At 41.7% G+C, this 27,000-nt stretch carries 18 protein-coding genes; 9 read left to right on the plus strand and 9 right to left on the minus strand.

The window, feature by feature from the left end:
* Positions 1-270: 270 nt before the first annotated feature.
* Complete coding sequence (gene rimO, locus V7L12_RS23320; protein WP_334820229.1) at positions 271-1,590, minus strand: 30S ribosomal protein S12 methylthiotransferase RimO; 1,320 nt, start codon at positions 1,588-1,590, stop codon at positions 271-273.
* A gap of 755 nt (positions 1,591-2,345) precedes the next feature.
* Here rimO and btpA point away from each other — a divergent pair.
* The 3 genes from btpA to V7L12_RS23335 all read left to right on the plus strand — a co-directional run bounded on the left by btpA (position 2,346) and on the right by V7L12_RS23335 (position 7,122).
* Positions 2,346-3,194 carry a photosystem I biogenesis protein BtpA gene (btpA, locus tag V7L12_RS23325; protein WP_322670041.1) on the plus strand — a complete coding sequence of 283 codons (849 nt, stop codon included), beginning with the start codon at positions 2,346-2,348 and terminating at the stop codon, positions 3,192-3,194.
* A gap of 112 nt (positions 3,195-3,306) precedes the next feature.
* Positions 3,307-4,290 carry a vitamin K epoxide reductase family protein gene (locus V7L12_RS23330; protein WP_335087940.1) on the plus strand — a complete coding sequence of 328 codons (984 nt, stop codon included), beginning with the start codon at positions 3,307-3,309 and terminating at the stop codon, positions 4,288-4,290.
* A 627-nt stretch (positions 4,291-4,917) separates the two neighbouring features.
* Positions 4,918-7,122 carry a CHASE2 domain-containing protein gene (locus V7L12_RS23335; RefSeq protein WP_335087942.1) on the plus strand — a complete coding sequence of 735 codons (2,205 nt, stop codon included), beginning with the start codon at positions 4,918-4,920 and terminating at the stop codon, positions 7,120-7,122.
* Positions 7,123-8,247: 1,125 nt separating this feature from the next.
* Here the strand turns inward: V7L12_RS23335 and nadB are convergent.
* The 3 genes from nadB to V7L12_RS23350 all read right to left on the minus strand — a co-directional run bounded on the left by nadB (position 8,248) and on the right by V7L12_RS23350 (position 11,850).
* Positions 8,248-9,924, minus strand: a complete 1,677-nt coding sequence (gene nadB, locus V7L12_RS23340) for an L-aspartate oxidase (protein WP_335087944.1) — start codon at positions 9,922-9,924, stop codon at positions 8,248-8,250.
* Between the two features lie 149 nt (positions 9,925-10,073).
* On the minus strand, positions 10,074-10,502 hold the full coding sequence (gene psbU / locus V7L12_RS23345; RefSeq protein WP_334720788.1) for a photosystem II complex extrinsic protein PsbU: 429 nt from the start codon (positions 10,500-10,502) through the stop codon (positions 10,074-10,076).
* 568 nt (positions 10,503-11,070) lie between these two features.
* Entirely contained in the window at positions 11,071-11,850 is a 780-nt protein-coding gene (locus tag V7L12_RS23350; RefSeq protein ID WP_334821606.1) for a DUF3120 domain-containing protein, read from the minus strand.
* Positions 11,851-12,297: 447 nt separating this feature from the next.
* Here V7L12_RS23350 and V7L12_RS23355 point away from each other — a divergent pair, with 447 nt between their 5' ends.
* The 6 genes from V7L12_RS23355 to V7L12_RS23380 all read left to right on the plus strand — a co-directional run bounded on the left by V7L12_RS23355 (position 12,298) and on the right by V7L12_RS23380 (position 23,426).
* A complete protein-coding gene (locus V7L12_RS23355) occupies positions 12,298-13,122 on the plus strand; it encodes an undecaprenyl-diphosphate phosphatase (RefSeq protein WP_335087946.1) in 825 nt (274 codons plus the stop codon).
* A 283-nt stretch (positions 13,123-13,405) separates the two neighbouring features.
* Complete coding sequence (locus tag V7L12_RS23360) at positions 13,406-14,731, plus strand: TIGR03279 family radical SAM protein (protein WP_335088006.1); 1,326 nt, start codon at positions 13,406-13,408, stop codon at positions 14,729-14,731.
* A 1,109-nt stretch (positions 14,732-15,840) separates the two neighbouring features.
* A complete protein-coding gene (locus V7L12_RS23365) occupies positions 15,841-18,672 on the plus strand; it encodes a family 10 glycosylhydrolase (protein ID WP_335088007.1) in 2,832 nt (943 codons plus the stop codon).
* 1,464 nt (positions 18,673-20,136) lie between these two features.
* Positions 20,137-21,348 (plus strand): EAL domain-containing response regulator, encoded by a 1,212-nt coding sequence (locus tag V7L12_RS23370; protein WP_335087948.1) that lies wholly within the window; start codon positions 20,137-20,139, stop codon positions 21,346-21,348.
* Positions 21,349-21,499: 151 nt separating this feature from the next.
* Complete coding sequence (locus V7L12_RS23375; RefSeq protein WP_335087950.1) at positions 21,500-22,843, plus strand: PQQ-dependent sugar dehydrogenase; 1,344 nt, start codon at positions 21,500-21,502, stop codon at positions 22,841-22,843.
* 175 nt (positions 22,844-23,018) lie between these two features.
* Positions 23,019-23,426 (plus strand): phosphomannose isomerase type II C-terminal cupin domain, encoded by a 408-nt coding sequence (locus V7L12_RS23380; protein ID WP_335087952.1) that lies wholly within the window; start codon positions 23,019-23,021, stop codon positions 23,424-23,426.
* 62 nt (positions 23,427-23,488) lie between these two features.
* Here the strand turns inward: V7L12_RS23380 and V7L12_RS23385 are convergent, their stop codons facing one another.
* The 5 genes from V7L12_RS23385 to V7L12_RS23405 all read right to left on the minus strand — a co-directional run bounded on the left by V7L12_RS23385 (position 23,489) and on the right by V7L12_RS23405 (position 26,974).
* On the minus strand, positions 23,489-24,247 hold the full coding sequence (locus tag V7L12_RS23385; protein ID WP_335087954.1) for a HEAT repeat domain-containing protein: 759 nt from the start codon (positions 24,245-24,247) through the stop codon (positions 23,489-23,491).
* A 174-nt stretch (positions 24,248-24,421) separates the two neighbouring features.
* On the minus strand, positions 24,422-24,931 hold the full coding sequence (locus V7L12_RS23390; RefSeq protein ID WP_335087956.1) for a GNAT family N-acetyltransferase: 510 nt from the start codon (positions 24,929-24,931) through the stop codon (positions 24,422-24,424).
* Between the two features lie 21 nt (positions 24,932-24,952).
* The gene (locus V7L12_RS23395; protein ID WP_334821615.1) at positions 24,953-25,141 is read right to left on the minus strand and encodes a hypothetical protein; all 189 of its coding nucleotides are present in this window, start codon (positions 25,139-25,141) and stop codon (positions 24,953-24,955) included.
* A gap of 124 nt (positions 25,142-25,265) precedes the next feature.
* A complete protein-coding gene (locus tag V7L12_RS23400) occupies positions 25,266-25,688 on the minus strand; it encodes an ABC transporter permease (RefSeq protein ID WP_334821616.1) in 423 nt (140 codons plus the stop codon).
* The gene (locus tag V7L12_RS23405) at positions 25,673-26,974 is read right to left on the minus strand and encodes an AmpG family muropeptide MFS transporter (RefSeq protein ID WP_335087958.1); all 1,302 of its coding nucleotides are present in this window, start codon (positions 26,972-26,974) and stop codon (positions 25,673-25,675) included. The genes V7L12_RS23400 and V7L12_RS23405 overlap by 16 nt, the downstream gene beginning before the upstream one ends.
* Positions 26,975-27,000: the final 26 nt, after the last annotated feature.

Raw genomic sequence — 27,000 nt, forward strand, 5'->3', positions numbered from 1 at the left:
AAATTTTATCTAAGGATTTTTGGATTAGTCATTTAGTCATTAGTTATTAGTCATTAGTCATTAGTCATTAGTCATTAGTTATTGGCTAGTTAGTCAGCCAAGGGCGATAGCAAAGCCTCAAATCTTGGAGAAGCTATGCCCACGAGTGAGTCCCCGAATTTCAGGTAAACCCTCATGAAAACTGCCATTAATGCAGCGTTGAGCTTGGGATAAGGGTGAATCTGTAAGGGTCATTTAACAAAAGACAAAGGACAAAAGACAAAGGACAATTTAGTTATTGACTACTTGACCATAGAGGTCGTATGTATCAGCGTGGTGAATCGCTATTGGCACGATGGTTCCTAACTTTGCCTGGCCTTTGACATACACCAGACCATCAACCTCTGGGGAAAATCTACCTGAACGACCGATTAATTCACCACTTTCAGGATTTTCTTGCTCAATCAGGACATCGACTATTTTGCCTACTTCCTGTTGATTTTTCTTTTGAGAAATCGGTTGCTGGAGTTCCATCAGTTGGTATCGGCGATCGTCCATCACCTCTTGGGACAACTGATTTGGCAACTTATAAGCTGGAGTTCCTTCCTCAGAGGAAAAGGTGAAGACACCAACATGATCGAATTCATGCCGCTCGACGAACTCTAGTAGATGCTCAAAATGCTCGCTTGTTTCTCCTGGGAAACCAACAATAAATGTTGTCCGCAATACGGCTGTTGGTAGCGCCGTTTTGATGCGATCTATAATCCCATCATTTACGCGCCCTTGCCAAGGGCGGTTCATGGCGCGGAGAATCTCTGGATGAGAATGCTGCAAGGGCAAATCCAGATAAGGCAGGACGTTGGGTGTTTCTTGGATGGCCGCGATCACATCTGGGGTCAGTCCCGTAGGATAAGCGTAGTGCATTCTGATCCACGGTATATCTACTTTCCCCAAAGCACGAAGTAATTCGGCTAATTTTGGCTGACCGTAAATATCTAGACCATAATTAGTCGTGATTTGGGAAATTAAAATAATTTCCTTTACCCCTTGACTAACTAACTGCTCCGCTTCGGCGACGATAGATTCAATAGTACGCGATCGCTGGTTTCCTCGAAGATGAGGAATTATACAAAATGCACAACGATAATCACATCCTTCCGCAACCCGGAGGTAAGCAACGCCCTCGGTTGTAGTGCGATAGCGCGGTGTAGTTTCGTCGGCAATGTAGGTTGGCTCTATACTAACCTGTTTGACCCGCTCGCCTTGTTCTACACGCTCAATTACATTTACAATTTTGTGATAATCGCCTGTACCCACAACAGCTACTGCTTCAGGCAACTCCTCCAAAAGTTGTTCTTGGAAGTGTTGCGCCATACAGCCAGTGATTACGATCTTTTTATTTGCCTCTGCCAGTTCTACTAAAGTTCTGACAGATTCTTGCCGGGCCGCTTCAATAAAACTACAAGTATTAACAATAACGTAATCTGCTAACTCTTCATTTGTATCTACACCGTAGCCTGCTTCTACGAGCATTCCCAGCATGTGTTCTGTATCAATTCGATTTTTCTCGCAGCCCAGGTGAGAAATGGCAATCGTTGGCTTGTCACCCATATTTTGAAAATATCTTCATTTTTTTCTTGTAGTCAATATTTTGGTGCTAATTTCGCTTTTTTCCGATCGCTATCCTTCTAATAACAGTACGATGGCAGATTTTCACTGTCAGTAACTGTCCGTAGAATTATGACCCTATCAATAATAAAAATAGAGGTCATGTTATGATATTTTTATCAATCTGTTCCCCAGGGTAAATTGAAGTGTCTTTGGGTACATTTGACACTTGTAATGTTTTTTAACAATTCGCCTATTGGTATTTTACATTACCACAGCGTATGCGTTGTTAACCTACCCATCGGGAAGCCGCCCAAAGGGCTTGTTGTGAGAAGTCGCTACCCTCAGGGAAATCGACGAAAGCGACTACGCCTATAAAGCAGTAATGCTACCCTGGCGATTGGCAAGTCCTACGACAGTGCGCGGACAAGACGCCTAAACCACGGAAAGCTGCCTTGCGTCTAGTGAGTGGCAAACTCCTCTTGTAGCCAGGTTTTATCTTAACATATCTTATGGGAGGTTTGACGCCAATTTCCATCTGAGGAAAGAGGCAATAAACCGACTATCATAAAACACATTTGACTAGTTAATGAAAAGTCAAGAGTCAAGGGTCAAAAGGAGCCAGTCACGTGCGGGGTTTTCCCCGTTGAAGAGCCACCCTTATATAGAGGTTCCCGACCTTCAGGGGAGTGGTGTTGAGCTGGCGTTCAATAGTCGAAAAATTCTGGACTCTGGACTCCGCGAGGCGGATTAAAGACGTGGACTTATATCAGATATTTAAAACTCGCTCACCAATTATTGGCGTGGTTCACCTGCTACCACTGCCTACCTCACCCCGTTGGGGAGGTAGCCTAAAAGCGGTGATTGACCGTGCCGAACAAGAAGCCGCAGCCCTGGCAAGTGGAGGGGTTGACGGTCTGATTGTGGAGAATTTTTTCGACGCGCCGTTTACCAAAAACCAAGTCGATCCAGTGGTTGTGAGTGCCATGACTATTGTGGTGCAGCGGATACAGAATTTGGTGACTTTGCCTATAGGCTTAAATGTATTGCGAAACGATGCCAAAAGTGCAATAGCGATCGCTAGCTGTGTACAGGCACAATTTATCCGCGTCAACGTCCTCACAGGGGTGATGGCAACTGACCAAGGATTAATTGAGGGAGAAGCCCATCAACTACTCCGCTATCGACGGGAGTTGGGCTGTGATGTTAAAATCCTGGCCGATGTGTTGGTGAAACACGCCCGTCCTTTGAGTTCTCCAAATCTCACAGTCGCCGTGAAAGACACCATTGAAAGGGGTTTAGCAGACGGAGTGATTTTATCTGGTTGGGCTACTGGTAGTCCTCCTAACTTAGAAGATTTGGAACTAGCTTGTGGCGCAGCAAATGGCACGCCAGTGTTCATCGGCAGTGGGGCTAATTGGGAAAATATTGATACATTGATGCAAGCAGCAGATGGTGTAATAGTTTCCAGTTCCCTGAAACGTCATGGACGCATAGAGCAACCAATTGACCCAATTCGCGTCAGTCAATTTGTGGAAGTTGCCCGTCGCAATTGGAACTCCAAAGGTGAAAGCAAATCAGCAGAACAAGTGAAGTTACATTCTTGAATGGGGCATGGGGCATGGAGAGTGGGGCATGGGGAGAAATAATTAATACTCAATTGACCAATGCCCAATGCCTAATCCCCAATGCCCAATGCCCATTAACCAATAACAATTTATGATTCGCCGCCGTTCTACTCCTTGGATTCATAAATGGTCACGTCCATTGATTGCCGCGATCGCTGGATGTGGTGCCCTGATAACAGGTTATCTCACTATAGAAAAGTTAACCGGAGGCAGTGCCGCTTGTGTGGCACAGGCTGGTGCTAAGGGCTGTAATGATGTGCTTTCCAGTCCTTGGGCAACGGTTTTTGGTCAGCCATTAGCTTTGTTTGGGTTTTTGGCATATACCAGTATGGTGATATTGGCTTTGGCTCCCTTGGTATTCAACTCAGGGGAAAACAATAATCGCAAACAATTGGAAAATTGGACGTGGTGGCTGCTGCTGGTAGGTGCGATCGCTATGTCTGTCTTTAGCGGCTACTTAATGTATGTGCTGACATCTCAAATCAAAGCTATTTGTCCTTACTGTATCGGTTCAGCTTTGTTTTCCCTGAGTCTTTTGGTACTAACGATTATCGGTCGGACTTGGGAGGATATTGGACAAATTTTATTTACCGCCCTGATTGTCGGGATGGTAACGCTGATTGGTACTTTAGGCGTCTATGCTGGCGTGAATCAATCAGATGCTACACCTGGAACTCCTGGACAACCCACAAAAATTACCTTTACTCCCAAGGAAAACCCCAACCCAGCGTTCGGTTGGGAAGTTACCACTACTTCTGGTGAGGCAGAAATAGCCTTAGCACGCCATCTGGCAAAGGTAGGTGCAAAGGAATACAGTGCTTATTGGTGTCCTCACTGTCATGAACAAAAGCTGCTTTTTGGTAAAGAAGCTGAGGAAATAATCAATAATGGTATTAAGGTAGAGTGCGCCCCTGATGGACTCAAAGCTCAACCAGAACTCTGTAAAGCTGCAAAAATTGAAGGTTTCCCCACTTGGATCGTTAATGGTAAAAGCTATAGTGGAGTCCAAAATTTAGAGGAACTAGCGAAAGTTTCTGGTTACACAGGGCCTCGGAACTTCAAGTACTTTAAGTAAAGTATCTACACTGACCTTCAGTAGTTCACACCCCATAGTCAACTGGATGAATACAGTAAAATCTGTTTCCAGTTGGCTTTTTTGTTTTTGGTAACAGATAATAGGTCTTATCCAATGCCCAATTACCAATTTTCCTGCTGCTTTTATCTGCAAATACTTAAGCTCAAGGAAATTAGATAAGTACATTTACTTAAAACCGATGTATATTCTAATTTATTTTTATAACACTTGAGAGCCACCTTGGGATGTAATCATGTCAGGCTCGAACCAAGAGGTGTGTCTGTTGGAAGTTAACGTAATTCTCAGTAAAATACTTAATCGATCGCAAATGTGAGTTTAATTGAGTAAGCTCTACCAGACAAGGCTTTGAGAGTTAAATTTACTGAACTCACTTTCAACAATATTTATTAATCTGTGCTGATAGCCACAAGAGTCCCAGTTGCCCTTTAGTCAGATAATTGGCCTCAATATATGGTAATACATCACAAACTACCACGATGTCTTAAAGAACCTTGCTGAGTTGAAAAAATTTTTAGAAACTCTATTTAGCTCTTACTTGAGCTATGTTAGTCCGATAGTTAATAGCTATAAGAAATAGAGAATATTTCTGCCTACTAGGTAATGGGAATGAATCAGCAGCTAGGCAAGCGTTTTGTGAAGTTAATCTTTGAACTGAAACAATCGCTTGGTCGAGGACACAGAGAATTGATTACTGCGGCCAGCGTTGCAGTCTGCGTCCTGCTTTTGCACTCCATTGGATTATTGCAATCTTTGGAGTTGGCGGCTTTGGATCAATTTTTTCGCTTACGTCCAAATGAACCGCCAGAAGAGCGTATTACCATCATAGGGATTGATGAGGCCGATTTAGACGAAGTAGGTTCGTGGCCAATTCCAGATGCGAATATTGCCCAGTTGTTGCAAAAATTAAATGTCCACAAACCCCGTGCTATTGGCTTAGATATCTACAGAAATTTACCAGTAGAGCCTGGTAATCAAGAACTGCGTAATACTTATAAGTCAATACCCAACTTAATTGGTATTGAACTACTAGCAAATGACAACAACAAAAACTTTAGTGTTTCGCCTCCACTGGGACTGAATCAGGATCAAGTGGGCTTTAATAACGTGCTGTACGATCTTGATAGTAAAGTACGTCGCAGTTTGTTGTATTGGCACGTTAAAAATCAAGTACACGAAAGTTTTGCCCTGAAGTTGGCTTTATTGTATTTAAAGTCAAAGGGAATTACTCCCACGAAAGCAAAAAGCAACCCTGAGTATTTGCAATTGGGTAAGGCAGCATTTACTCGTTTTGAGGCTAATGATGGTGCTTATGTAGGAGCTGATAATAGAGGCTACCAAATTTTGAGCAATTTTCCCAAACCCAAATGTCAAAGTTCGTCTGGAGAATTTTGTAGTTTTCACCAAGTATCAATGAGAGATGTACTGGCAGATAAAGTCAAAGCAAACTTAATCAAAGATCGGATTATACTTATTGGCTCCACTGCACCCAGTCTCCAAGATTTTGTATTTATTCCCTACTCCAGCAGTGTAATGAGTACGGCAAAGCCTGTACCTGGTATTCAATTGCAGGCTTATTTTATTAGTGAGTTAATCTCTGCTGCTGTTGATGGAAGACCATTACTCAAAGTTTGGCCTGACTTGGTGGAATACTTGTGGGTTTTTGTTTGGTCTTATCTGGGAGCCGTGACCATATGGCGGATACGACATGCAACTAGGAGTATCTTCTGTATCCTAGTTTCTTGCTTTGTATTGACCGTGAGTGCATACCTGGCTTTCTTGTACGGTTGGTGGATACCACTCATTCCCTCAGTAGTTTGCTTTGGCACTTCAGCTATTTGGATGACTAGTCATATTGCTCACATGCAGGAAGAGTGGAAACGTTCCAAAGAATTTTTGCATCACGTTATCAACACGATCCCCGATCCAATTTTTGTGAAAAATGAACAACACCAGTGGATTGTTTTAAATGAGGCGTATTGTCGATTTATCGGTTATCCAAATAAGTTTTTAATTGAAAAGTCAGACTATGACTTTTTCCCAAAACACGAAGCTGATGTGTTTCGACAACAGGACGATCTTGTTTTTCGGACTCAGCAACCCCAAGAACATGAAGAAGAATTTACAAATGCCGATGGTAAGACTCATCTAATTGCCACTAAGCGATCGCTTCACAAAGACTCGGCTGGTAATTTCTTTTTAGTTGGTGTCATCCGGGATATTACTCAGCGCAAGTTGATCGAAGAACAGCTTAAGCGTACTGCTGCTGAACTATTCCGCTCTAACAATGAATTAAAACTCAAAGAAGACCACTTACGTTATTTAGCGTATCACGACCCCCTGACCAGTTTATCCAATCGCAAATTTTTTGTCGAACAACTTTACGAGTCCTTACATTGGGCGCAACACAACAACTTGTTGCTGGGACTGCTGTTTATTGATCTAGATGGCTTTAAGCAAGTTAATGATACTCTGGGGCACGAGACAGGCGATCGCTTGCTAATAACTATTGCTGGACGACTCAGCAACTGTTTACGCTCTAGTGATACAGTTTCTCGTTTGGGTGGCGATGAATTTACTGTGATTTTACGGGCAATTCCTAATGTCCAAATAGCTGCTAAAGTCGCCGAAAAAATTTTAAACAGTATTACCAAGCCAATTGTTTTGGACGGCTATCCAATCCGAGTCACTGCCAGTATTGGCATTAGTGTTTACCCATACAACAGTCAAGATAGTGAAACTTTGATGAAACAAGCTGATACAGCAATGTACCGTGCCAAGCGCCTGGGTAAAAATCGCTACGAGTTTGCTTGATTAGTCAAGAGTCAAATCTCCAGATTTTTGAACTCTAGTTACAATTTTTACCTTTAAATTAGGAATTTAGACTGGAGATACGTCTAAAACACTGTCTTGAAGAAATATAGCGTATATCCTGCGAGGTAATTTTTTAGCCAATATGTAGACCTAGCAGGGCTTTTTGGCTTGAAGACTAAACCTCATAACTTATGTCAGAAAACAATTAGTCATCAAAGATGATTAGAAAAATAAATTTTCAATGTAAACTTAATTTTTATAAAAATTATACTTATATATATTCGGTAATTACGTAGTTAAGAGGTTTAAAAATCCTTTTAATAGGAGAAAAATATGTTTTTTTATCTTTACAGATATTTATTCATCAAATCTAAACTATACAACCAAATAAGTATTATTTCATATTTTTCTTAACTCCTGATTCAGTAAACATAGTGTTTATACTTAGTAATATCAAGATATTATTAATAAATAGTGAACTAAGCAAAATATTTACAGCAAATCATTGACATATCTAACCTGAGACTGATGTAAAAACTGCCTATTAACAGTACCACTTAAGTATAAAGATTATTTAATATCGGCAGATTAAGGTTAATCGACAAGCGAATACCACAATAAGTTGTACACTACCAGCAAGAATTTCATAAAGTTAAAATACTTTTTTCAAAAAGCCCAGTAAATATACGGTAGTAAATAAAAAATACATTTTAGAATAAAAACTTAGTAAAATTACTGATAGATATGAAGACTAACTTCCGAATCACAAAGTTTATGATATTCTGCATAGGTGCTTATATACTGCTCCCAAAAATTGCCGCTTGCACAGGTATATTCAGTACTGCAAGTGCTAATTCTTTTGGTCCTACTAGCAGTAACACCTTAATCGTGCGCAAGGTCAATTCTCAAAATTTAAAAGACATATATATTCCACCAAATTATGGTGGTCCCGACAGTCATAATGGTAGCGGCACCCGCTGATGGCATTTTTGATTTTTAGATTGTGGTAGAGTAGCGTGATCAGGTAGCTACCGTCTTGGACACCACATCTTTTACTTAGCGGCTCATTGCAAGATGTTGTGCTTAGGGTTGCGAAAACTGTCAGGCTCTTTAACGGTAGTTTATTTAAGACAATAATGGAGATTTCCACCAATGATTTGTTTGTATAAGTGTATGGACTTGCCAATTTGAGTCTGGTTGAGGATAATCTAAATGGAAGTGTCCGCCTCGGCTTTCGGTTCTAAAAGCAGCACTTTTGAGAATTAAATCAGCTACATCTAATAAATTGCGGGTTTCTGCCCAAAGTCCCAATTGCCGTTCAACATCTGGTAGGTCAAAACTAGCGGGTTCTACTGGACGTAAAGCAAGCAAGAATTGACTTAAAGGCAAGGCAGCGAAATCTTGCTGCCAAGATTCAATAGTAGCGATCGCAGTTTCCAGCCTTGATTGCTCTCGACAAATACCAGCACTTTCCCACACTAGACGCGGTAACTTCTCCCTGAGTGCTTCTAGCTGTGCTTGTTGGATGTGCCACTCACTAGCATCAGGATTAAATTTCCGTAATGGTAGCACTGGTGTTTCTGAGGGCAACCTAATATTTTCTAACTTAATATTAGCCATCTGGGCCCCAAACACAATACATTCCAACAGGGAATTACTGGCAAGGCGATTTGCCCCATGCACCCCGGTACTAGCGGTTTCACCCACGGCGTACAAACCAGGGATATTTGTGCGATTCATCAGATCCGCAACAATTCCACCCATCCAGTAATGGGCGGCTGGCGCTACAGGAATTGGTTCGTGGAAGACATCAACGCCCCAATGCTGACAAACTTTGATGATGTTAGGAAAGCGGTGACGAATCTTGTCAGCAGGGATGGGGCGCATATCCAACCACACATGAGCAGTAGCCAAATCAAGGGCGGTACGTTGTAAATGGCTGAAAATTGCTCTACTGACAACATCTCTAGGTGCAAGTTCACCCGCAGGGTGGTAGTCAAAGGCAAAACGTCGCCCTTTATTATCGATGAGATGTGCCCCTTCACCGCGTACAGCTTCGCTGATCAGAAAGCGATCGGCACCAGGTTTAGTGAGGGCGGTGGGGTGAAATTGGACAAATTCTAAATCGCGGAGGATAGCCCCAGCCCGATATGCGATCGCTACCCCATCACCTGTACTCACAGCCGGGTTAGTGGTTTGGGCAAATACCTGACCACCGCCACCGGTTGCTAGTACCACAGCACCAGCTCTTACCCAGGTGATTTTACCTTGATAAAACAGGCTAATTCCCTGACAGCAACCAGTTTCGGGTTCAATCCACAAACTCAAAGCCAAAGCTTGCTGAATGACTTGAATATTTTGGCGACGTAATACTTGAGCGGTGAGGGTAGTAGTAACTTCCCTCCCTGTAGTGTCAGCAGCGTGGAGAACACGGCGGCGAGAATGGGCGGCTTCCAAAGTTAAAGCTAAAGCTTGACCATGACGGTCAAAAGCGACCCCCAAGTTAACTAGGGATTGAATACAGCTAGGGGCATGTTGGGCGAGAAATTCAACAGCAGTGCGATCGCATAAACCTGCACCCGCCAGGATCGTATCTTCAATGTGCAGTGTTGGAGAATCTTCTGGGGCGAGCGCTGCGGCAATGCCACCTTGTGCCCAATCGCTGGCGGATAAAGCAACGGTTTCTTTGGTAATCAAACCGACTCGCAAGGATTCTGGCAGACAGAGCGCTGTGTATAGTCCAGCAGCACCAGCGCCGACTACTAAGACATCAAATTGGCTGGGAATATCTATTTGAGACAAGGTAATGGGTAGGGGGAAGTGAGGAGTTAGAAGTTAGGAGTTAGGAGTTTTGAATTTTTAACTCATAACTCCTAACTCCTAACTCATATCATCTCCCACTCCCTAGAATCAGGAGTGGGCTGCTATTTGCTACATTAACTGCAATTCAGTTATCTGTAGATACCGTTGTTAAAGCGATCGTCTCCTTCATTGAAGGCAGGCTCTAGTTCTGTCACGGTGAATTTCTCGAGGTTGGCTTGCAGAGTTTGTTTTTGGCGATCGCTTAATCCTGGAAGATCCAATACATCCTCTACCTTTTGGTAGGGAGCATTGGTGATGATTTTCTTAGCTAGGGTGGGATAAAGCCCTGGAAACTGTTGAAAAGCTCGGACATTGGTATTATTCAAATCAATTTTTTTCCCAAACTCCGTTCCTAGTTTAGCGTCTGCCCGATTCTGCCGCTCAATTGCCAGAACTGGGACTTGGGGAAAAGCAAAACTGTTGAAACTAGCAGCTTGGGCTATCTGAGTTGTTCCCAACCATCCCCAGCAACTAAGTAACAAGCTAAACACTGTTAATAAACGCGCCAATCCTTTCACGATTTTTCTACCTCTTTCCATCAAACAGAAATAAAAGTTTTAAGCTAACAACAGTTATTAGTCATTAGTCATTAGTCATTAGTCATACTCTGCGGGAAGCCGCTAATGCCTCTACGTGAGAGCGCCAAGGACGAAGGACAAAGGACAAAGGACAAAAGCTGATAGCTTAGTCAACACAGCAGTCATCAGAAACTAATATACAGCGTATTAATATCCACAATATTTACCGTTACTGGGTTTGACTATACTTTTGCCAAAAATTTTCATCATGGAAAGAGTGCCTGCATAGCTGCGATAGCGTTGCATCGACGATCCCGGTAGCATTCCCAGCTAGACGAAATCTTTTCGGGGTGGCTGATTCTACCTTCTAAGCAGACACCAAACTGCACGATTTCTAAGATCGAAAACCTTACCAAAAAAGACTTGATGCTGATGGATTTTATGTAATATTTCTTAACTAATTAATCATCTACAGCATCATTTTTGATGTGCCGTAGATTGGGCTGGGAAAAGTTTTGGAAAGAGAAGCCTACACGCTCATTGCAACATATAGTGTCTCCTGCCTTCTTCAGGCTGCGATCGCAGCTAACAAAAATAGGCTGTCTACTAAAATTGTACTCAAAACTGCTCCACCAAAGGCATACCAGTGTCTTTGATTTCGACCTAAAGCTGAAATTCCTACTGTTAATAGCACTACAGCGAGAATTATCGCCCAAGTTTGTCCCCAAGGTGCTTGTACTTGCATGAGAGCATTTTGTAAGATTTGTGGTACTACATCTGCATCTACTCTCATGATTTGCCGCCAATAGGGCATTAAATCTACTATATAAAAATATACATCTGTTAAAACTGTACCGAGTAAAGAACCTAAATAAAACCAGTTACCTACCTTGCCCCAATTCTTCGCCAGACACCAACAAGCAAACGGTAAACCGATAAACTCCACTGGCAGATGCCATAAAGGTTCCCAACGTAACCAGCCCCAGTAAATCGCTCCTGCTAACCAACTCCAGCTAAACCCCAAGAGCAAATCCCCCCAGACATAAGTTGCAGGACGTGACATTAAGGCAAAACTTAGCCACACCCAAAATCCTGTCAGCGCTAAACTCAGACTTGGTAGCGATCGCACTATTGGCGCTTCTATAAATACTGGCACTGTTACCAAAAACACCGCCGCCGCAAACACTAACCAACTTTGTCGGGCAAAAATAGATAAGGGTAAAGAGGGAGAAAGGGAGAGTGTAGATTCCAATTGCCTGAGACCCTTCAGCCCAGTATCAGCTAAATCCAACTCGGTATCAATAGAAGGGGTAGAAACGCTGTAAGAGGACAGTGTATTATTAATCAAAGTTTTTAATATTTGTTACTAAACTTCATCTTCTTTAAGATATCACACTTTAAAATCCCCCCCTGGGGCATTGTAATTATACTGAAATTTTCAGGAGCCTTGGCGCAAACCAAACAAAACATTCTCTGCCAAAGGAATCCATTAAAGTTGCACTATGTATATAACTGCTCTGTAGTTCTTTGTAAATAGGGGATTACAAAGAAGTGAGAGTAAAATTTAACAGTTAAAAGTGAACTGACATCAGTCCGCTAAATATTAAAGTTTGATGAATTTCTCAGATTGCGTTGACTTATTGAGGTGGGTGTAAGAACATAGTCAGCGTCTTCGATGATGTTATCGATGGGTAAAATTGAGTTTTCTACAAGATTGGGTGCAATAGAGAGTATATAAAACAACATCATCATCCTAAGAATAATGTCTAAAACACGAAAAAGGTATTAATTGCAAATGGAGTTTATTCAAGCTTTTATTTTGGGTATTGTTCAAGGTATTACAGAGTTTTTGCCAATCAGTAGTACTGCACATCTTCTGATTTTTACCAAGCTATTTGGTTGGAAAGAACTAGGTTCTAAAGATTTTGTTGATGCAATTCAATTTGGCAGCGTTATCGCAATTGTGGGGTATTTTTGGTCGCTGATTTATAGTATTACCAAAGGTGGAATCGAAGCATTAAAAGCCAAAGACTGGGAACGCGAAGAATGGAAAATTCTTGTCGGTATTGTAGTCGGAACAATGCCTGCTTTAATTTTCGGATTTCTTTTGAAAGATATTTTACCTGAGAGTGCATTAATTATTGGCATCATGTCAATTATGATGGCACTTATACTAGCTTTGGCAGAAAAAATTGGCACTCGTAAGCGAGGTTTTGAGTCATTGCAGATTCGGGATGGTATTTTAGTTGGATTGGGACAAACACTTGCTTTGATTCCGGGCGTTTCTCGTTCTGGCTCGACGTTGACGACTGCCTTATTTTTAGGATTAGAACGCGCTACAGCAGCAAAATTCTCATTTTTGTTAGGGTTTCCAACTCTTACCATTGCGACGCTGTATAAAAGCTTGAAAATATTCAAGTTGTTTCAAGCTCACCAGTTGCCAGATAACATTGTTGCACTATTAATTGTAGGAATTATTTCAACCTTGATTTTTTCCTACCTATCAATTGCATTTTTGATCAAATACTTAGCAACCAAAAACACTTTGATTTTTGTATGGTATAGATTAGCATTCGGTAGTGCGATCTTACTAGCGATCGCAGCAGGTTGGAAAGGATAATAGTTATTAGTCATTTGTTATTAGTCATTTGTCCTTTGTCCAAAGCAAATGACTATAGCGACCGCTCGTTTGTATGCAATACAATCTAACCTCACTTCCATTCCTCTCTCCTAAAAGGAGAGAGGCTTTGAATTTTACTCCCCAACGCGAGTAAGGAAGGGGCTGGGGTTAAGTCTGTATTAGACTCAACTAAGAATAAGAAACGCTATAATGCCCAATACTTCGACTTCTCTTCGAGACGCTACGCGAACGCTCAGTACAAGTGCCTAATGCCCCATTCCCCATGACTACCATTCATCCTGCCCGAATTACCAAGGTTCTTCCAGACTCAATAGCCGCAGAGATTGGTTTTGAAGCTGGGGATGCGATCGTTGCAATCAATGGTACACGTCCCCGCGATTTAATTGATTATCAATTTTTGTGTGCTGATGAAGTCTTGCAATTAGAAGTTTTAGACGCTGCTGGTAAAACTCATAGCCTGGAAATCGAAAAAGATTACGACCAAGACTTGGGGCTAGAATTTGAAACTGCCCTATTTGATGGCTTAATTCAGTGCAATAACCGCTGTCCATTTTGCTTTATCGACCAACAGCCACCAGGTAAGCGCACCAGCTTGTACTTTAAAGACGACGATTACCGCCTAAGCTTTTTGTACGGCTCTTATCTTACCCTGACCAATTTGCCAGAAAGAGAATGGCGACGGATTGAACAAATGCGCTTGTCTCCGTTATATGTTTCTGTTCATGCTACGGAGCCAGAAGTTAGAATTAGACTGCTGAAAAATCCCCGTGCGGGACAGATCTTGCAACAACTCAAGTGGTTTCAAGAAAGACGCCTACAAATTCATGCTCAAGTGGTTGTTTGTCCTGGTATAAATGATGGCGAACACCTGGAGCAAACCTTAAAAGATTTAGCATCCTTTCATACTGGTGAAGTGCCTGCGGTAGCATCGGTGGCAGTTGTGCCAGTCGGATTGACAAGGTTTCGACCTCCAGAAGACGAACTCATACCCGTAACTAGAGAAAAAGCCAAAGAAGTGATTTCTCAAGTGCGAACACTTTCGCAAAAATTTCGGCAAAAGTTTTCCTCTAGCGTCGCTTGGTTAGCTGATGAGTGGTTTTTGATTGCAGGTGAGGAATTACCGAGCGAATCTGAATATGAAGAGTATCCCCAAATTGATAATGGTGTTGGTTCAATTCAGTTGTTTATCAAGCAATTTGCAACTGCTGCAACAGAATTACTACCGCCAAAAGTTTATCCTCAGAGAAAATTAACTTGGGTAGTAGGCAACGCAGTAGAAAACGCCTTTGAACCTATATTGAAACGGTTAAATTCTGTTGAAGGATTAAAAGTAAATATGCGTGCTTTATGTAGTGATTATTGGGGACAGAGTATCACTGTCACGGGATTACTAACGGGTCATGATTTGCTATTGAACTTACAAGGGCAAGATTTAGGAGACGGAATTTTATTGCCAAATGTAATGCTCAAACATGGCGAATTAGTATTTTTAGATGATATGAGTATTGAAGAATTAGCCTGTAAATTGGAGACAAAAATTTTACCAGTAGGAGGAGTTGAAGATTTAATCAATACCTGTATTCTTTAAGCTGTTTTTGTTAGCTCTTTAGTCTATAGCAGTTCCCAGGTGGATGAAGCACATATCAAAACCTCACCCCCAAACCCTTTTCTTGCTAAGAAAAGGGTTTGGGGGTAGGGTTATCTGTCGTAAACATTTTTTGAATTAGTGTAAGTTCAAGCTTTTTAAGTAAAATTATTTTTTTTGCAGCCAAACATTTGGATGTTAAATCCAAAATTGATAAACTTTAATTAATTGTAAAAATATTGCTTACTTTTACATCAATGCGATTCAGCTAAGGGTTATTGCTGTAGAAAATTGGTCTTTCGAGACGCGATAAATCGCGTCTCTACATCAGGTTTTTGTTGCTCATTCTGAACTGTATTGACTTTGAGATTTAATAAATTTTGGTAGTTGTAATTGCGACTGTTGAAATTATTGTCTTCTCCCTATTTAAAATTTTCTAGACAAACTCATGATAAATTATTGTTAATTTAACTCTGGCGATCGTCAAGAGTACTAATTAGACCTTATTGCAAAAATACAAAATTTGCCCATCCTGCGGGATCTTGCTACATCCCCCAACCCCTTCTCCCAAAATTGTGATCGGGGGAGCCGAGCCAATTTCAAAGTCCCTCTCCTCAGCTTGGGAGAGGGATTTTGGGTGGGGGCTTTGAGATGCACTAGTATTACTTTTTTAACTCACAAAAACCCTGAAAAACAGATAATTAGAACAAGAGTGGCATTTTTTATTTTAGGTTGAAGTGAAAACTCTCTGCAATTACGCAAAAGCCTATAGGAATTGGTAAATGCAAAATTTTCTAAAAAACTAGCCACTAATGGAATTAAAATCACAATGTAATAGCTAACAATTTCTATAGAATCGCCAGGGAAGTTGAGTATCCATCTTGGCATTTTTTACTGGTTTTGATAGGCTAGATTGATGAAGGTCATTCACTAAGTACTTCTAAAAAAAGCTTATAGGAATTCTATTTGATTTTTGAAAAGCCAAATATTAGCTTTACTTAATCTAGGTGATGCTCTCAGTAAAGTTACTAGGAATCAAGCTAGAGTCCTATATTGTGTACTAATGAATTCTGACTAATAACTAAATTAATTAATAATGAAGTGAGGAGTCACTGGTGAATTATCAGGAAAACCAAAAAGATATAAGTTTAAAAATTAAAGAAGCTAGAAAATTATTTATTTTAAGTTGTGAAATTGTAGTTTTAAATTTTTTGAGTATTTTACCAGTAACGGCGGCGACTGAAGAACCTGTATTGAGCGTAGTATATGGCCAAGAAAATGCAAATCAATGGAGAGGGATAAGCGATCGCTTACAGACAATAGGGGTGAAATATTGTGTAATTTCCCTAAATGATGTCAAGAGTGGGGCAGATTGGGGCGATCGCCGGGTATTATTTTTGCCAAACGTCGAGACATTAACACCAACTCAAGCGATCGCTCTAGAAGACTGGATGAGTAGGGGAGGACGTTTGATTGCTAGTGGGCCTGTAGGTAGTTTGTCATCGCCAGGAGTACGGCAGTTATTGCGATCGCTCTTGGGAGGTTATTGGGGATTCAGCCTTAGTGACACAGAACAGATTCAAGCTGCAAAAACCAAGATCCCAGAATGGACAAATCAAACTGGACTCTTTGGTAAAGTGCGCGGGGGTGTTGTGATTCCTAACGATATGGGCACTGAATCTCCTGCTGTTTGGAATTCCAAAGATAATCCGGCTGCAGTAGTGACAACTGAGCGTTCTACCTTTTTAGGCTGGCGCTGGGGAACAGATACAGCCTCAGCAGCCGAGTTAGATAATGCCTGGTTAAAAACTAGTGTCAATCACTATTTGACAGCACTAGCGCCATCAAATCGTACCAAAAAAATAGCAGGAGGTTCCCAAAGCTGCTCTACGACTGTGGCGGCTGCACCCTTAGTGCAAGGGAGCAGAGAGGTAGGGAGGCAGGGGAGCAGAGGGGTACAGGGGCAGAGGGATAGTTCATCTCCCTTATCTCCCTCATTCACTCCTCCTAAAACTGCGACTGCTCCCATACCTAGAGCGTTGCCTATGGTCAAACCCCCAAGTTCTCAGGAGGCTATTGACCAATTAGAACAAGCGGTGCGTTTGGATGTTGCACCCAACTCCAATGAGCCGATTAATCACAACCAAGCGATCGCTCTCCAGCAAGAACTAGAAAATCTGATTGGTCGGGTGGAAAGCGCTCATTTAGCGGTATTAGCTAATGCGGCTAATGTTGGTGAAGCGATATCTGAGGAAAAGCAGTCTTCTAGGCATTTGAACACTTATACCCCTCAATCTCTCAAAGAGCAGCCAACACAATTGGCGTCAACCAAACTGGGGGCGCTAGCCATGAGTAACGAGCAAGCTTTGGCACAGGTAAGGGTAATTGCCAAAAACTTACCGCAATTGATTGCCCAAAAAAACTATGCTCTAGCTCGTCAGCAATGGCTGGCCGCTAAAACGACTTTGTGGCAGCAGTTTCCTGTCGATCGGAGATTGGCTCAACCAGAAATTCGGGCAGTTTGGTTAGATCGGGGGACGATTGTTCGTGCTGGTAGTAAGGCAGGACTAGCCCAGATTTTTGATCGCCTCGCCCAAGCCGGGATTAATACAGTCTTTTTTGAAACTGTTAACGCTGGCTATACAATTTATCCGAGCCAAGTCGCAAAAGAGCAAAACCCATTAATTCGTGGGTGGAACCCATTGGAAGAGGCGGTGAAACTAGCCCATGAGCGAGACATGGAATTACACGCTTGGGTTTGGACTTTTGCTGCTGGCAATCAACGTCATAATGAAATTCTCAACCTTAATCCTGATTATCCAGGCCCAGTACTGGCGGCTCATCCCGATTGGGCAAACTACGATAATCTGGGCAACATGATTCCCGTTGGTCAGACTAAGCCATTCTTCGATCCAGCCAACCCCGAAGTGCGGCAATACTTGCTCAAGCTGTATGAGGAAATCGTCACTAAATATAACGTGGATGGTCTACAGCTAGACTACATTCGCTACCCTTTCCAAGACCCATCAGCAGGTCGAACTTATGGCTATGGGAAAGCTGCAAGAGCGCAATTTCAGAAACTTACTGGTGTAGATCCAGTGAATATTTCTCCTAGCCAAGCAGACTTGTGGCAAAAATGGACAACATTTCGCACCGAGCAAGTTGATAGCTTTGTCGCCCAAGTATCACAGCAGTTGCGACAAAAGCAACCGAATTTGATTTTGTCGGTTGCAGTATTTCCTTTGCCAGAAATAGAGCGGATTCAGAAAATTCAACAAAATTGGGAAACTTGGGCAAGGCGGGGGGATGTAGATTTAATTGTTCCCATGACTTATGCTCTGGATACTTCTCGGTTTCAACGACTGGCCCAACCCTGGATTGCCTCTAAACAATTGGGAGCTACCTTGTTGGTGCCGGGAATTCGCTTACTTTCTCTGCCAACAATCGGGGCATTCGATCAACTCCAGTTGGTAAGAGACTTGCCAGTTAGTGGTTATGCACTATTTGCCGCAGAAAATTTTAGCAACGATCTCCAAAAAATCTTTAGTAGCACCCAAGGTAGGATTCAATCCAAAACAAGTGAACCGATTCCTCACCGACAGCCTTTTCAAACTGCCGCCATCCGTTACACCGCACTACAACGGGAATGGAAATTTGTTTTCCAAAATGACCAACGACAAAGGCCATCTCAAAAAATTTCAGATTTTAACAACCAGGCAGAAGTTTTACGCAGTGCTTTAAATCAGCTTGCTGCTTCCCCTTCTGCTAATAAGTTACTCGTGGCAAAAGCCTCTCTAACTCGGTTCCAATCTCAATTTCGAGTATTGATGAGCCAAGAACTTAAGTCGAATTCCTATCAAGTCAAAGTTTGGGAAAATCGCCTCGTAACTATAGAAAGGCTATTACGTTATGGCGAACGGCGGGTGCAGTTGCGTCCTTTGTGAAGAGGTAGAGGGGCGGGAAGCAGGGGAGACAAGGTGACAAGGTGACTTGAGTGAAAACTTGCAACAAGTCTTTCCCCTTGTCCTCTTCCTCATGCCCAACGCTCAATACCCAACTAGCTGGATATAAGCTAGTTTGTAATTCTTAACACACTTTTTGTAGTGTTTGTATCTCAACTATTACTACTTGTTTAGCGTCAAAATATTGGAAAATACTTAGATGACCAGCTTTAGATAACTATTATTTGATGATAGCTATCGTTAAAATCTATGCAAGCTTTACCTCAGCTCATCAAGCTACAAAGCTTAGAGTTAAGAATTGACTGTTTGCCGCTGATGGTTGTGTTAAAAACATCACTATTAAAGTAGATGCTACGTCTATAACGGGCTACGCTTATGCACTAATGGAGCATGGGTTAAGAGTGTCTTGTTTTTTCATCTTCGCAGGTAGTAAGGTACTTCACCAAGCATGATCTGGTAATGCTTGTAGCTTCTATAACTAGCTTGAAAACAGCCAATACTTTTGAAGTTATGCATACCTTAGTCATGACATTGAACGTGTCAGAATTTTTGGAACCAGCCTCAGTGCTATCATGATTATACTAGCAGCAATTAAAACTACTGCTAGTTGTAGATAACGAAGGTAATATTGTCGGTAATATTACTCCTGAAAGTATCAGTCAAGCACTAGCACAAGAAACAGAGAACACTAAAGTTAATGCTAGTATTGGTTCCTTTGAGGTACAACATCAGATTCTTGCTGAGAGACAATTACTCAAGTCCCAATGGTTCCTAGCACGCGCTATAGTACGTAAAGCTACGACAGGCAAATACACTCACTTCATTGAAGTTTATGAGGAACATTTGGACTTATACCGTAAGTTTAATAGTAAAGTCATGCAGACGAATACGCCTAAATATCGCAGAATCATGACTGAAATGTTGAATGATGTGTTGATTCTTGGCCAGTTATAAGTGGGAAAATTAGAGTATAGACCAACATCCTTCAATTTGGTTGAAAATAGCCGACAATCGTCAGAACAAATACAGATGAATCTGGGCTATCGGCGCTTGATTTTTTTACCAGTCAATATAAATTTGTAACCTGCTGCATCGATGAAAAACTTCTGGTAGATATTTTGACTAACTTGTTTTCAAATTCGATTAAATCTTTCTCAGATGATAGCATTTTCAAGTTTAATTTCCTTGGTCAAGATAAACAAGCCGTATTTGAAATTCAAGATTGGCAAATTGGTATTTTTCAAGAAGATATACTATATCTTCTTGAATCATTTTGTCACACTATGAATGGTGTTAATATACTACATACTGGATTAAAAATGGCAATTTTAAAAAAGTGTATAAATATCTACAAAATTAAAAGATTTATGACAAATACCGTTATTGTTGTAATAAATATTGCTGTCTGGTGCAGTTAAATAATAAAATATAAAGATGAGGTAATTTATGCCCAAAATATTAATAATAGAAGATGAGGAAGCAGTCCGGGAAAACATTTTAGATTTGCTAGAAGCTGAGAATTTTGAAACTATTGCTGCGGCTAATGGCAGAATCGGGGTACATTTGGCTATATTGGAAGTTCCTGATTTAATTCTTTGTGATATGATGATGCCAGAAATTGACGGTTATGGCGTGCTAACAGCATTACATCAAGATCCATCAACGGCAACAATTCCCTTCATCTTTCTGACTGCTAAATCTGCCAAATCTGACTTCCGTCAAGGTATGGATATGGGTGCAGATGACTATATAACTAAGCCATTCACTCGAGCTGAGTTATTAAGTGCCATCATGAACAGGTTGGAAAAATACGCGACTTTAAAAAGGTATTTATCTCCTCAGACTGTAATTAATAACTTGTCTCCAAAAATGCAGTTGTTAGAAATTAGCTTACACCGAGCTATACAACAACATAATTTTCAAGAATTTGAAATTTATTATCAACCAATAGTCGATATTGCTTCTGGAAAAATAGTAGCTGCTGAAAGTTTATTGCGCTGGCAAAGTCCAGAATTGGGGATGATTTACCCAACAGAATTTATTCCGTTAGCAGAGTCTACAGGTTTAATTGTTCCGATTGGGAAATGGGTATTAAAAAGGGTATGCAAACAAATTAAAAGCTGGCGTGATGCTGGAATTGATTCCTTGATTGTTGCTGTAAATCTGTCAGTAATTGAATTTAATCAGCCAGATTTCATTCATAATGTAGTCAATTTTATATCTGCCAATAATTTGCAACCACATGATCTAGAACTAGAACTCACTGAAAGTATGATTATGCAAGATGTAAATAGTGCGATCGCTACTATGAGCAAATTGCAATCTTTGGGTGTAAAAATTGCGATCGATGATTTTGGTACAGGTTATTCTTCTTTGATTTATCTGAAAAACTTACCAATTAATACATTAAAAATAGACCGTTATTTTATCCATAATGTTGCTAAGGATTCGCAAAAGTCAGCCATCGCTAAGGCATTAATTCAGATGGCTCATAATCTCAATCTAGATGTAGTGGCTGAAGGTGTAGAAACAGAAGCAGAACTAGGTTTTTTACGCCAATATAACTGTAATTCTATGCAAGGTTTTTTATTTAGTCGTCCCTTACCAGCAGCAGAATTTGAAAAATTTTTTTTCACTAACAAATGCTTGTATGTTTAAATATTGGGCATTGGGAATAGAATTTAGTCACTAGTGCTTTATTTTTGAATTGTTAATAGGTTGACTAATTAAGAAAAATCAAACTTTTGACTGGCGACAATTATTAAGCCTCAAGTCTAAAGTAGGAACGTTGTGTATAGTGTCTACCACCATGAAAGTCCCTGCGCGTTTATTGCTGCCAGTTTTTTTAATGATTTTGGCAGCAGCCTGTAACCAGACTCGCGCTAACTCAGATAATCCTACACCTCAAAAATCTGTACCTTCTATCCAACTAACACAGAATCCTACACAGCCAAAAAATATTGTCCGTACTGAAGCACTTTCACCTACACCCATTCGAATCAATCTGAAGAATTTACCAGCACCCTTCGCAACAGAAAGCGCCTCCAAGCAGCCTGAAGTTGTGCCTATTCCCCAAAATCCGGTGCTGCGTGTACCACCAGGCTTCACAGTAAATGTCTTTGCTGAAGGTTTAGATGCCCCACGCTGGCTAGCTTTAACCCCCAGTGGTGATGTCTTGGTGACTGAAACCGGGCAAAATCGCATTCGTCTGTTACGTGACAGCAATGCTGATGGAGTTGCTGACGTTCGAGAAACCTTTGCTAGTAGGGACAACGGACTCAATAGACCTTTTGGGATGGCTTTTGCAGGTAATTCCTTTTTTCTGGGGAATACAGATGCTGTGGTGCGTTTTCCCTATACTCAAGATCAAAATAAGATTACAGGTAACGGGGAAAAAATTGCCGACTTGCCCGCTCAAGGTTATAACAATCATTGGACGCGCAATGTCGTTGTCTCGCCCGATCGCAATAAATTATATATTTCAGTTGGATCGGGAACCAATGTAGATGAAGAATCCCTACCACGGGCTTCGATACAAGTGATGAATTTAGATGGTTCCCAACAACAAACTTTCGCTTCCGGCTTGCGTAACCCTGTTGGTTTAGACTTTCATCCTGTAACTAAGGAACTTTATACCACTGTTAACGAACGGGATGGAATTGGTGATGATTTGGTGCCAGACTATCTGACACGCGTTAAACAGGGGGCATTTTATGGCTGGCCCTATGCTTATCTAACACCAAACAACCTCGATCCGCGCCAAAAGACGGATGACAAAAGTAAACGTCCTGATTTAGTAGCCCGGACTCAAACGCCAGATGTGCTGTTCCAGGCGCACTCAGCAGCATTGGGTTTACAGTTTTATGATGGTAAAACTTTTCCAAAAAAATACCGGAACGGTGCTTTTGCGGCTTTTCGTGGTTCCTGGAACCGCGATCGCGGCACTGGTTATAAAATTGTATTTGTTCCTTTCGACGTTAAAGGGCGATCGCTTGGCTACTACGAAGACTTTCTCACAGGATTTTTGCTAAATCCTTCTGTACCAAGTACTTGGGGACGGCCTGTAGGTTTACTCGTGTTGCCAGATGGCAGTTTACTACTAACAGAAGAAGCCAATAATCGGATTTATCGGATTCAGTATACGGGGGAGTGAATAATTCAAAATTAATAAATTCGGGGATAAAATCTATTAGCTGGGGCCAAATTAGAGCAGGTGTCATTATTTATAGAAAGTAAGATGTTATGACTGCATTCTTTCTACCCGGCTTGATCTCGTTTACGGTAAATTACTGATAAATACTAATATTTATATGGTTGAGAAATTGATTATGACTCCCAATGAAAATAATACTCAGTTAAATATCAACGAATTGTCTCCACATTCAGGTACACGATATTGGGGTGAGGTAGAGGTAATAGAGGAGGGAGAAACCTATAGAATTAGTCGTGTGGAAATCAAGCCCAGACATGGTATCAAACCACAAATTCATTATCACCGCAATGAACATTGGGTTGTAGTTTCCGGTGTGGCAAAGGTGACTTGTGGCGATGCAGAAATTTTACTGAATCGAAACGAATCAACTTATGTCCCCGCAGCAACTCTACATAAGGTAGAAAATCCTGGACATATTCCGCTAGTTATTCTGGAAATTCAAAATGGTGAATATTTGGGTGAGGATGATACTGAGCGCCCTTATGACTTAAATTTAGTCAAACCTGTAGCTGAAGGACAGTAAGGTTTGGGGAAGTGGATGAGGGGACAAGCAGAATAAGCGATGCCCAATGCCCCATGCCCAAATCAAAACCACCCTTCTTGTTCTAGGGTTTCAATCAGCTGCAAGCCACGGGGATCGCCCACTCCTAATAGTGAGGCTTTGGCGTCTTCTCGGACTCCCAAATCTTGATCTTCGGCAAAGGCTTGAATTAAGGCATCGATCGCTGTGGCATAAACTACATTAGAAGGCAATTCGCGGCACAGTTGACCAATTGCCCAAGCACTGTTACTCCGCACCGCTGCTACGGGATCTTGGACTAAGGCTTCGATTAATGGTGGTATTGCCCCTATAACTGCTTCGTAACCGACTTCTGCCATCTGTGCTAAGGCACTAGCAGCCCACAAACGCACTGCGGAAATGTCGGTTCTTAGAGCGTCTGCTAAAGGTGCTAAAGAACGCCGATCGCGACAGTTTCCTAAAGCCCAAACAACACCTTTACGCACATAGCCATTCCAATCACTGTTTAATTGAGCAATTAACGGACTCACTGCCTCTGAACTGGGATTGCGTCCGATGCCATAAGCTGCACTTACCCGCACTAAGGGACAGGTATCAGTTAACAGGCGAATCAGATGGGGGGTAGCACGCGCATCTTCAATATCACAAAAAGCACGTGCCGCTAACATTCTTTGCTGGGGCTGGGGATTTTCCAGCAAGGCTAGCATCACTTCTGGATCGGGCTTTGCCACAACTGATTCGGCAGTTAGCGGCTCTATTTTATCTAAGGGGCTTTCTAGCTCCTCCTCAATATCGAGTAGGCTTAGATCGTCTTTGTCATACATAATTTGATTTCAATCCCGAAAAGGGATTAACACATAATCCCCCGCGCTAATAAGTTAAAGCTTTATATATATTAGTTGGGTTCTTATACATTTTCCTTTCTTCCTCGTTGAGTTTTATCCAAACGAGAACCTCTATAACTCAGGTGCTACAGTATGTTATCGCTATCCTTGAGTTTATTTTTCTGCACTCAGGAATTTTACCATCCATAAGGATTGGGTTTGATAACCTAACTGATTATAAAGATTCAATGCGGGTTTGTTTGATTGAAACACTTGCAGACCAATTTGGCGATCGCCTCTTTGAATAGCCCAATTTTCCACATATTGCATCAAGGCTGTACCAATACCCCGTCGCCGATGTTCTGGTACAACGTAGAGGATAAAGATGTGAGCATGACGGTTCCCATGTACTTGATCTATAGCATTGCCCACCCAGAGGCAGGCGATCGGGGGATGGGGGGCAGAGGAAACAGATTTTTTATTACTCCCTTGCTCCCCTTCCTCTTCTACCCACCACAAGGGCGTATCGCTGGAGAAGTATTGCTTAACTGTTTGCTCTAAGTGGGAAAAATCCTCATTGGGAAAGAGATCCTGGTAAGTTCGCTGCATGAATTTAAACAGCAGCGATCGCTCCGAAAGGGAGCCACGGCGAATAATATATCCAGGTAATAGTTGCTCAGACACTGCTAATGTTTATTGACTTCGCTAGCTCGCGTTATGTGCTGCTGGAGGTAAATCAGTTGGAGTAGGTTGAGAAGTTACCTCTACCTCTTCAATTGGTGCGGGTGCTGCCATATCGGACGGTAAAAAGATCCGGGCGCTGACTGCAACTAGGGCAAAGAGAAATACCAATACCGCAAGCAGCGGAGCGATGTATTGACGAAAAATAGCCATATTTTAATTGCAAGAAGCTAGGAACTTTTATGAGAACCTAGCTGAAGATTTGTGAAGTATTCTTGATTTATTTTAGCAATTTTCTGTGCATGGGGAATTGGGCATTGTTATTCTCCTTGTCCCCCTACTCCCGCTGGCGATCGCTCTCCAAATCATCAAGTACTCTTTCGCAATACCAATTCTCCGGCATTCCAGGATAAGTCTCTTTTGCCTGTTCAATTAACCGTTCGGCAGCAGCAGTGTCACCAGATAATTTAGCAATTAGCCTGTTTTTGAGATAGCTATCAGATAAACCCTGCTCTACCTGGGTTGGTATCCCTTCATTTATGGTTGATGGAGTTGATGGTCGGGATTGTTCTCTTCGCAACTGCCAAAATAAAACGTAATAAAGTGTACCAAAAATTAAAATTAGGCTAAGTGTTCCGAAAAAAGTTAGGAGGTTAAATGCTAGAAATCCTAGAACTAACTGCGACAGAACATACCCAAGTAATAAACCAGTGAGTAAGAGGATGAATGTGCCGACAGCAATAACTACTTGATTCCCCATATATCCTCGTCTTCATTCTCTAATCCTGGTCTGGATAATACTACCACTGGCTTTGGATTCCAAGGGGCAAAGAATGGCAATAATAGTAATCCCGGCAAAGCAGCTATTGCTGTGAGTAGAAAGAATGTAGACCAGCCGGTGGTTTGCGCCCATGTACCTGCTGGAGCCGTAAGAATATCTCTACTAAAAGCCTGCAAACTGGAAAGTAAAGCGTACTGTGTAGCTGAAAAGCTTTGGTTACAAAGACTCATCAAAAATGCTACAAAAGCAGCTGTTTCTAAACCAGCACAGAATTGTTCTATATTAACGGCAGCTAACATTAGATAGAAGTTTTTACCTACTACTGCTAACGCAAAGAAAGCCAAGTTGCCGACAGCTTGCATTATGGCGAATATCCAGAGGGATCGATTAACACCAATTTTGGTCATTACTGCTCCTGCTGCCAAAGTGCCAATAATAGTGGCGAAAATTCCCAGCGCACCAGGAAATGCGATGTCGGTTTGAGTAAAATGTAAACCTTTATCTAACAAAAATGGGGTGGATACATTCTTTAGTAAAGAATCCCCCAACTTGTAGATCACAATGAATATCAGGATTAAAAGTCCTTGTAGCCAGCCCTGACGCTGGAAAAATTCAATGAAAGGTAATTTGACGGCGGCGGATAAAGTCTGAGGCGGGCGATCGCGTAGAACTGGTTCTGGTGCAAAAATAGAAGTTACCAAGCCTACGAGCATCAACAGCGACATCAACAAGTAAACAGCTTGCCAAGGCATTCTGTCTGCCAAAAATAAGGTGACATAACCAGTTACGAGAATGGCAACGCGATAACCCAACAAGTAAATAGACGCTCCAGCACCTCTTTCTTCTACTTCCACTACATCAGTGCGGTAAGCATCAACTAAAATGTCTTGGCTGGCGCTAAAAAAGGCAACGGCCACAGCAGCAATTATTAAAGGTTGTAGCCCTTGGGATGGGTGTTGTAGAGCCATGACAGCTATAGTTGACAGTAATGCTATCTGTGTAATTACCAGCCAACCTCGACGCCGCCCCAAAAAAGGCGGTACAAATCTATCTAGTAAAGGCGACCAGAGAAATTTTAAAGAATAGGGCAGCTTTACTAAACTAAAAGCGGCGATCGCTGCCAAGCTAATCCCTTCTTTGGTCAACCATGCTTGTAATGTTTGACTGGTTAAATATAACGGCAACCCTGATGAAAAGCCAAGAAATAACAAAGCTCCCATCTTCGGGCTGCCAAAAATTCGTAGCAGCGATTTATTTACTTGCACAATATTGAAGATTCCTTTTTATTTAA

This window comes from Nostoc sp., assembly GCF_036918245.1.
Classification (GTDB): Bacteria; Cyanobacteriota; Cyanobacteriia; order Cyanobacteriales; family Nostocaceae; genus Nostoc.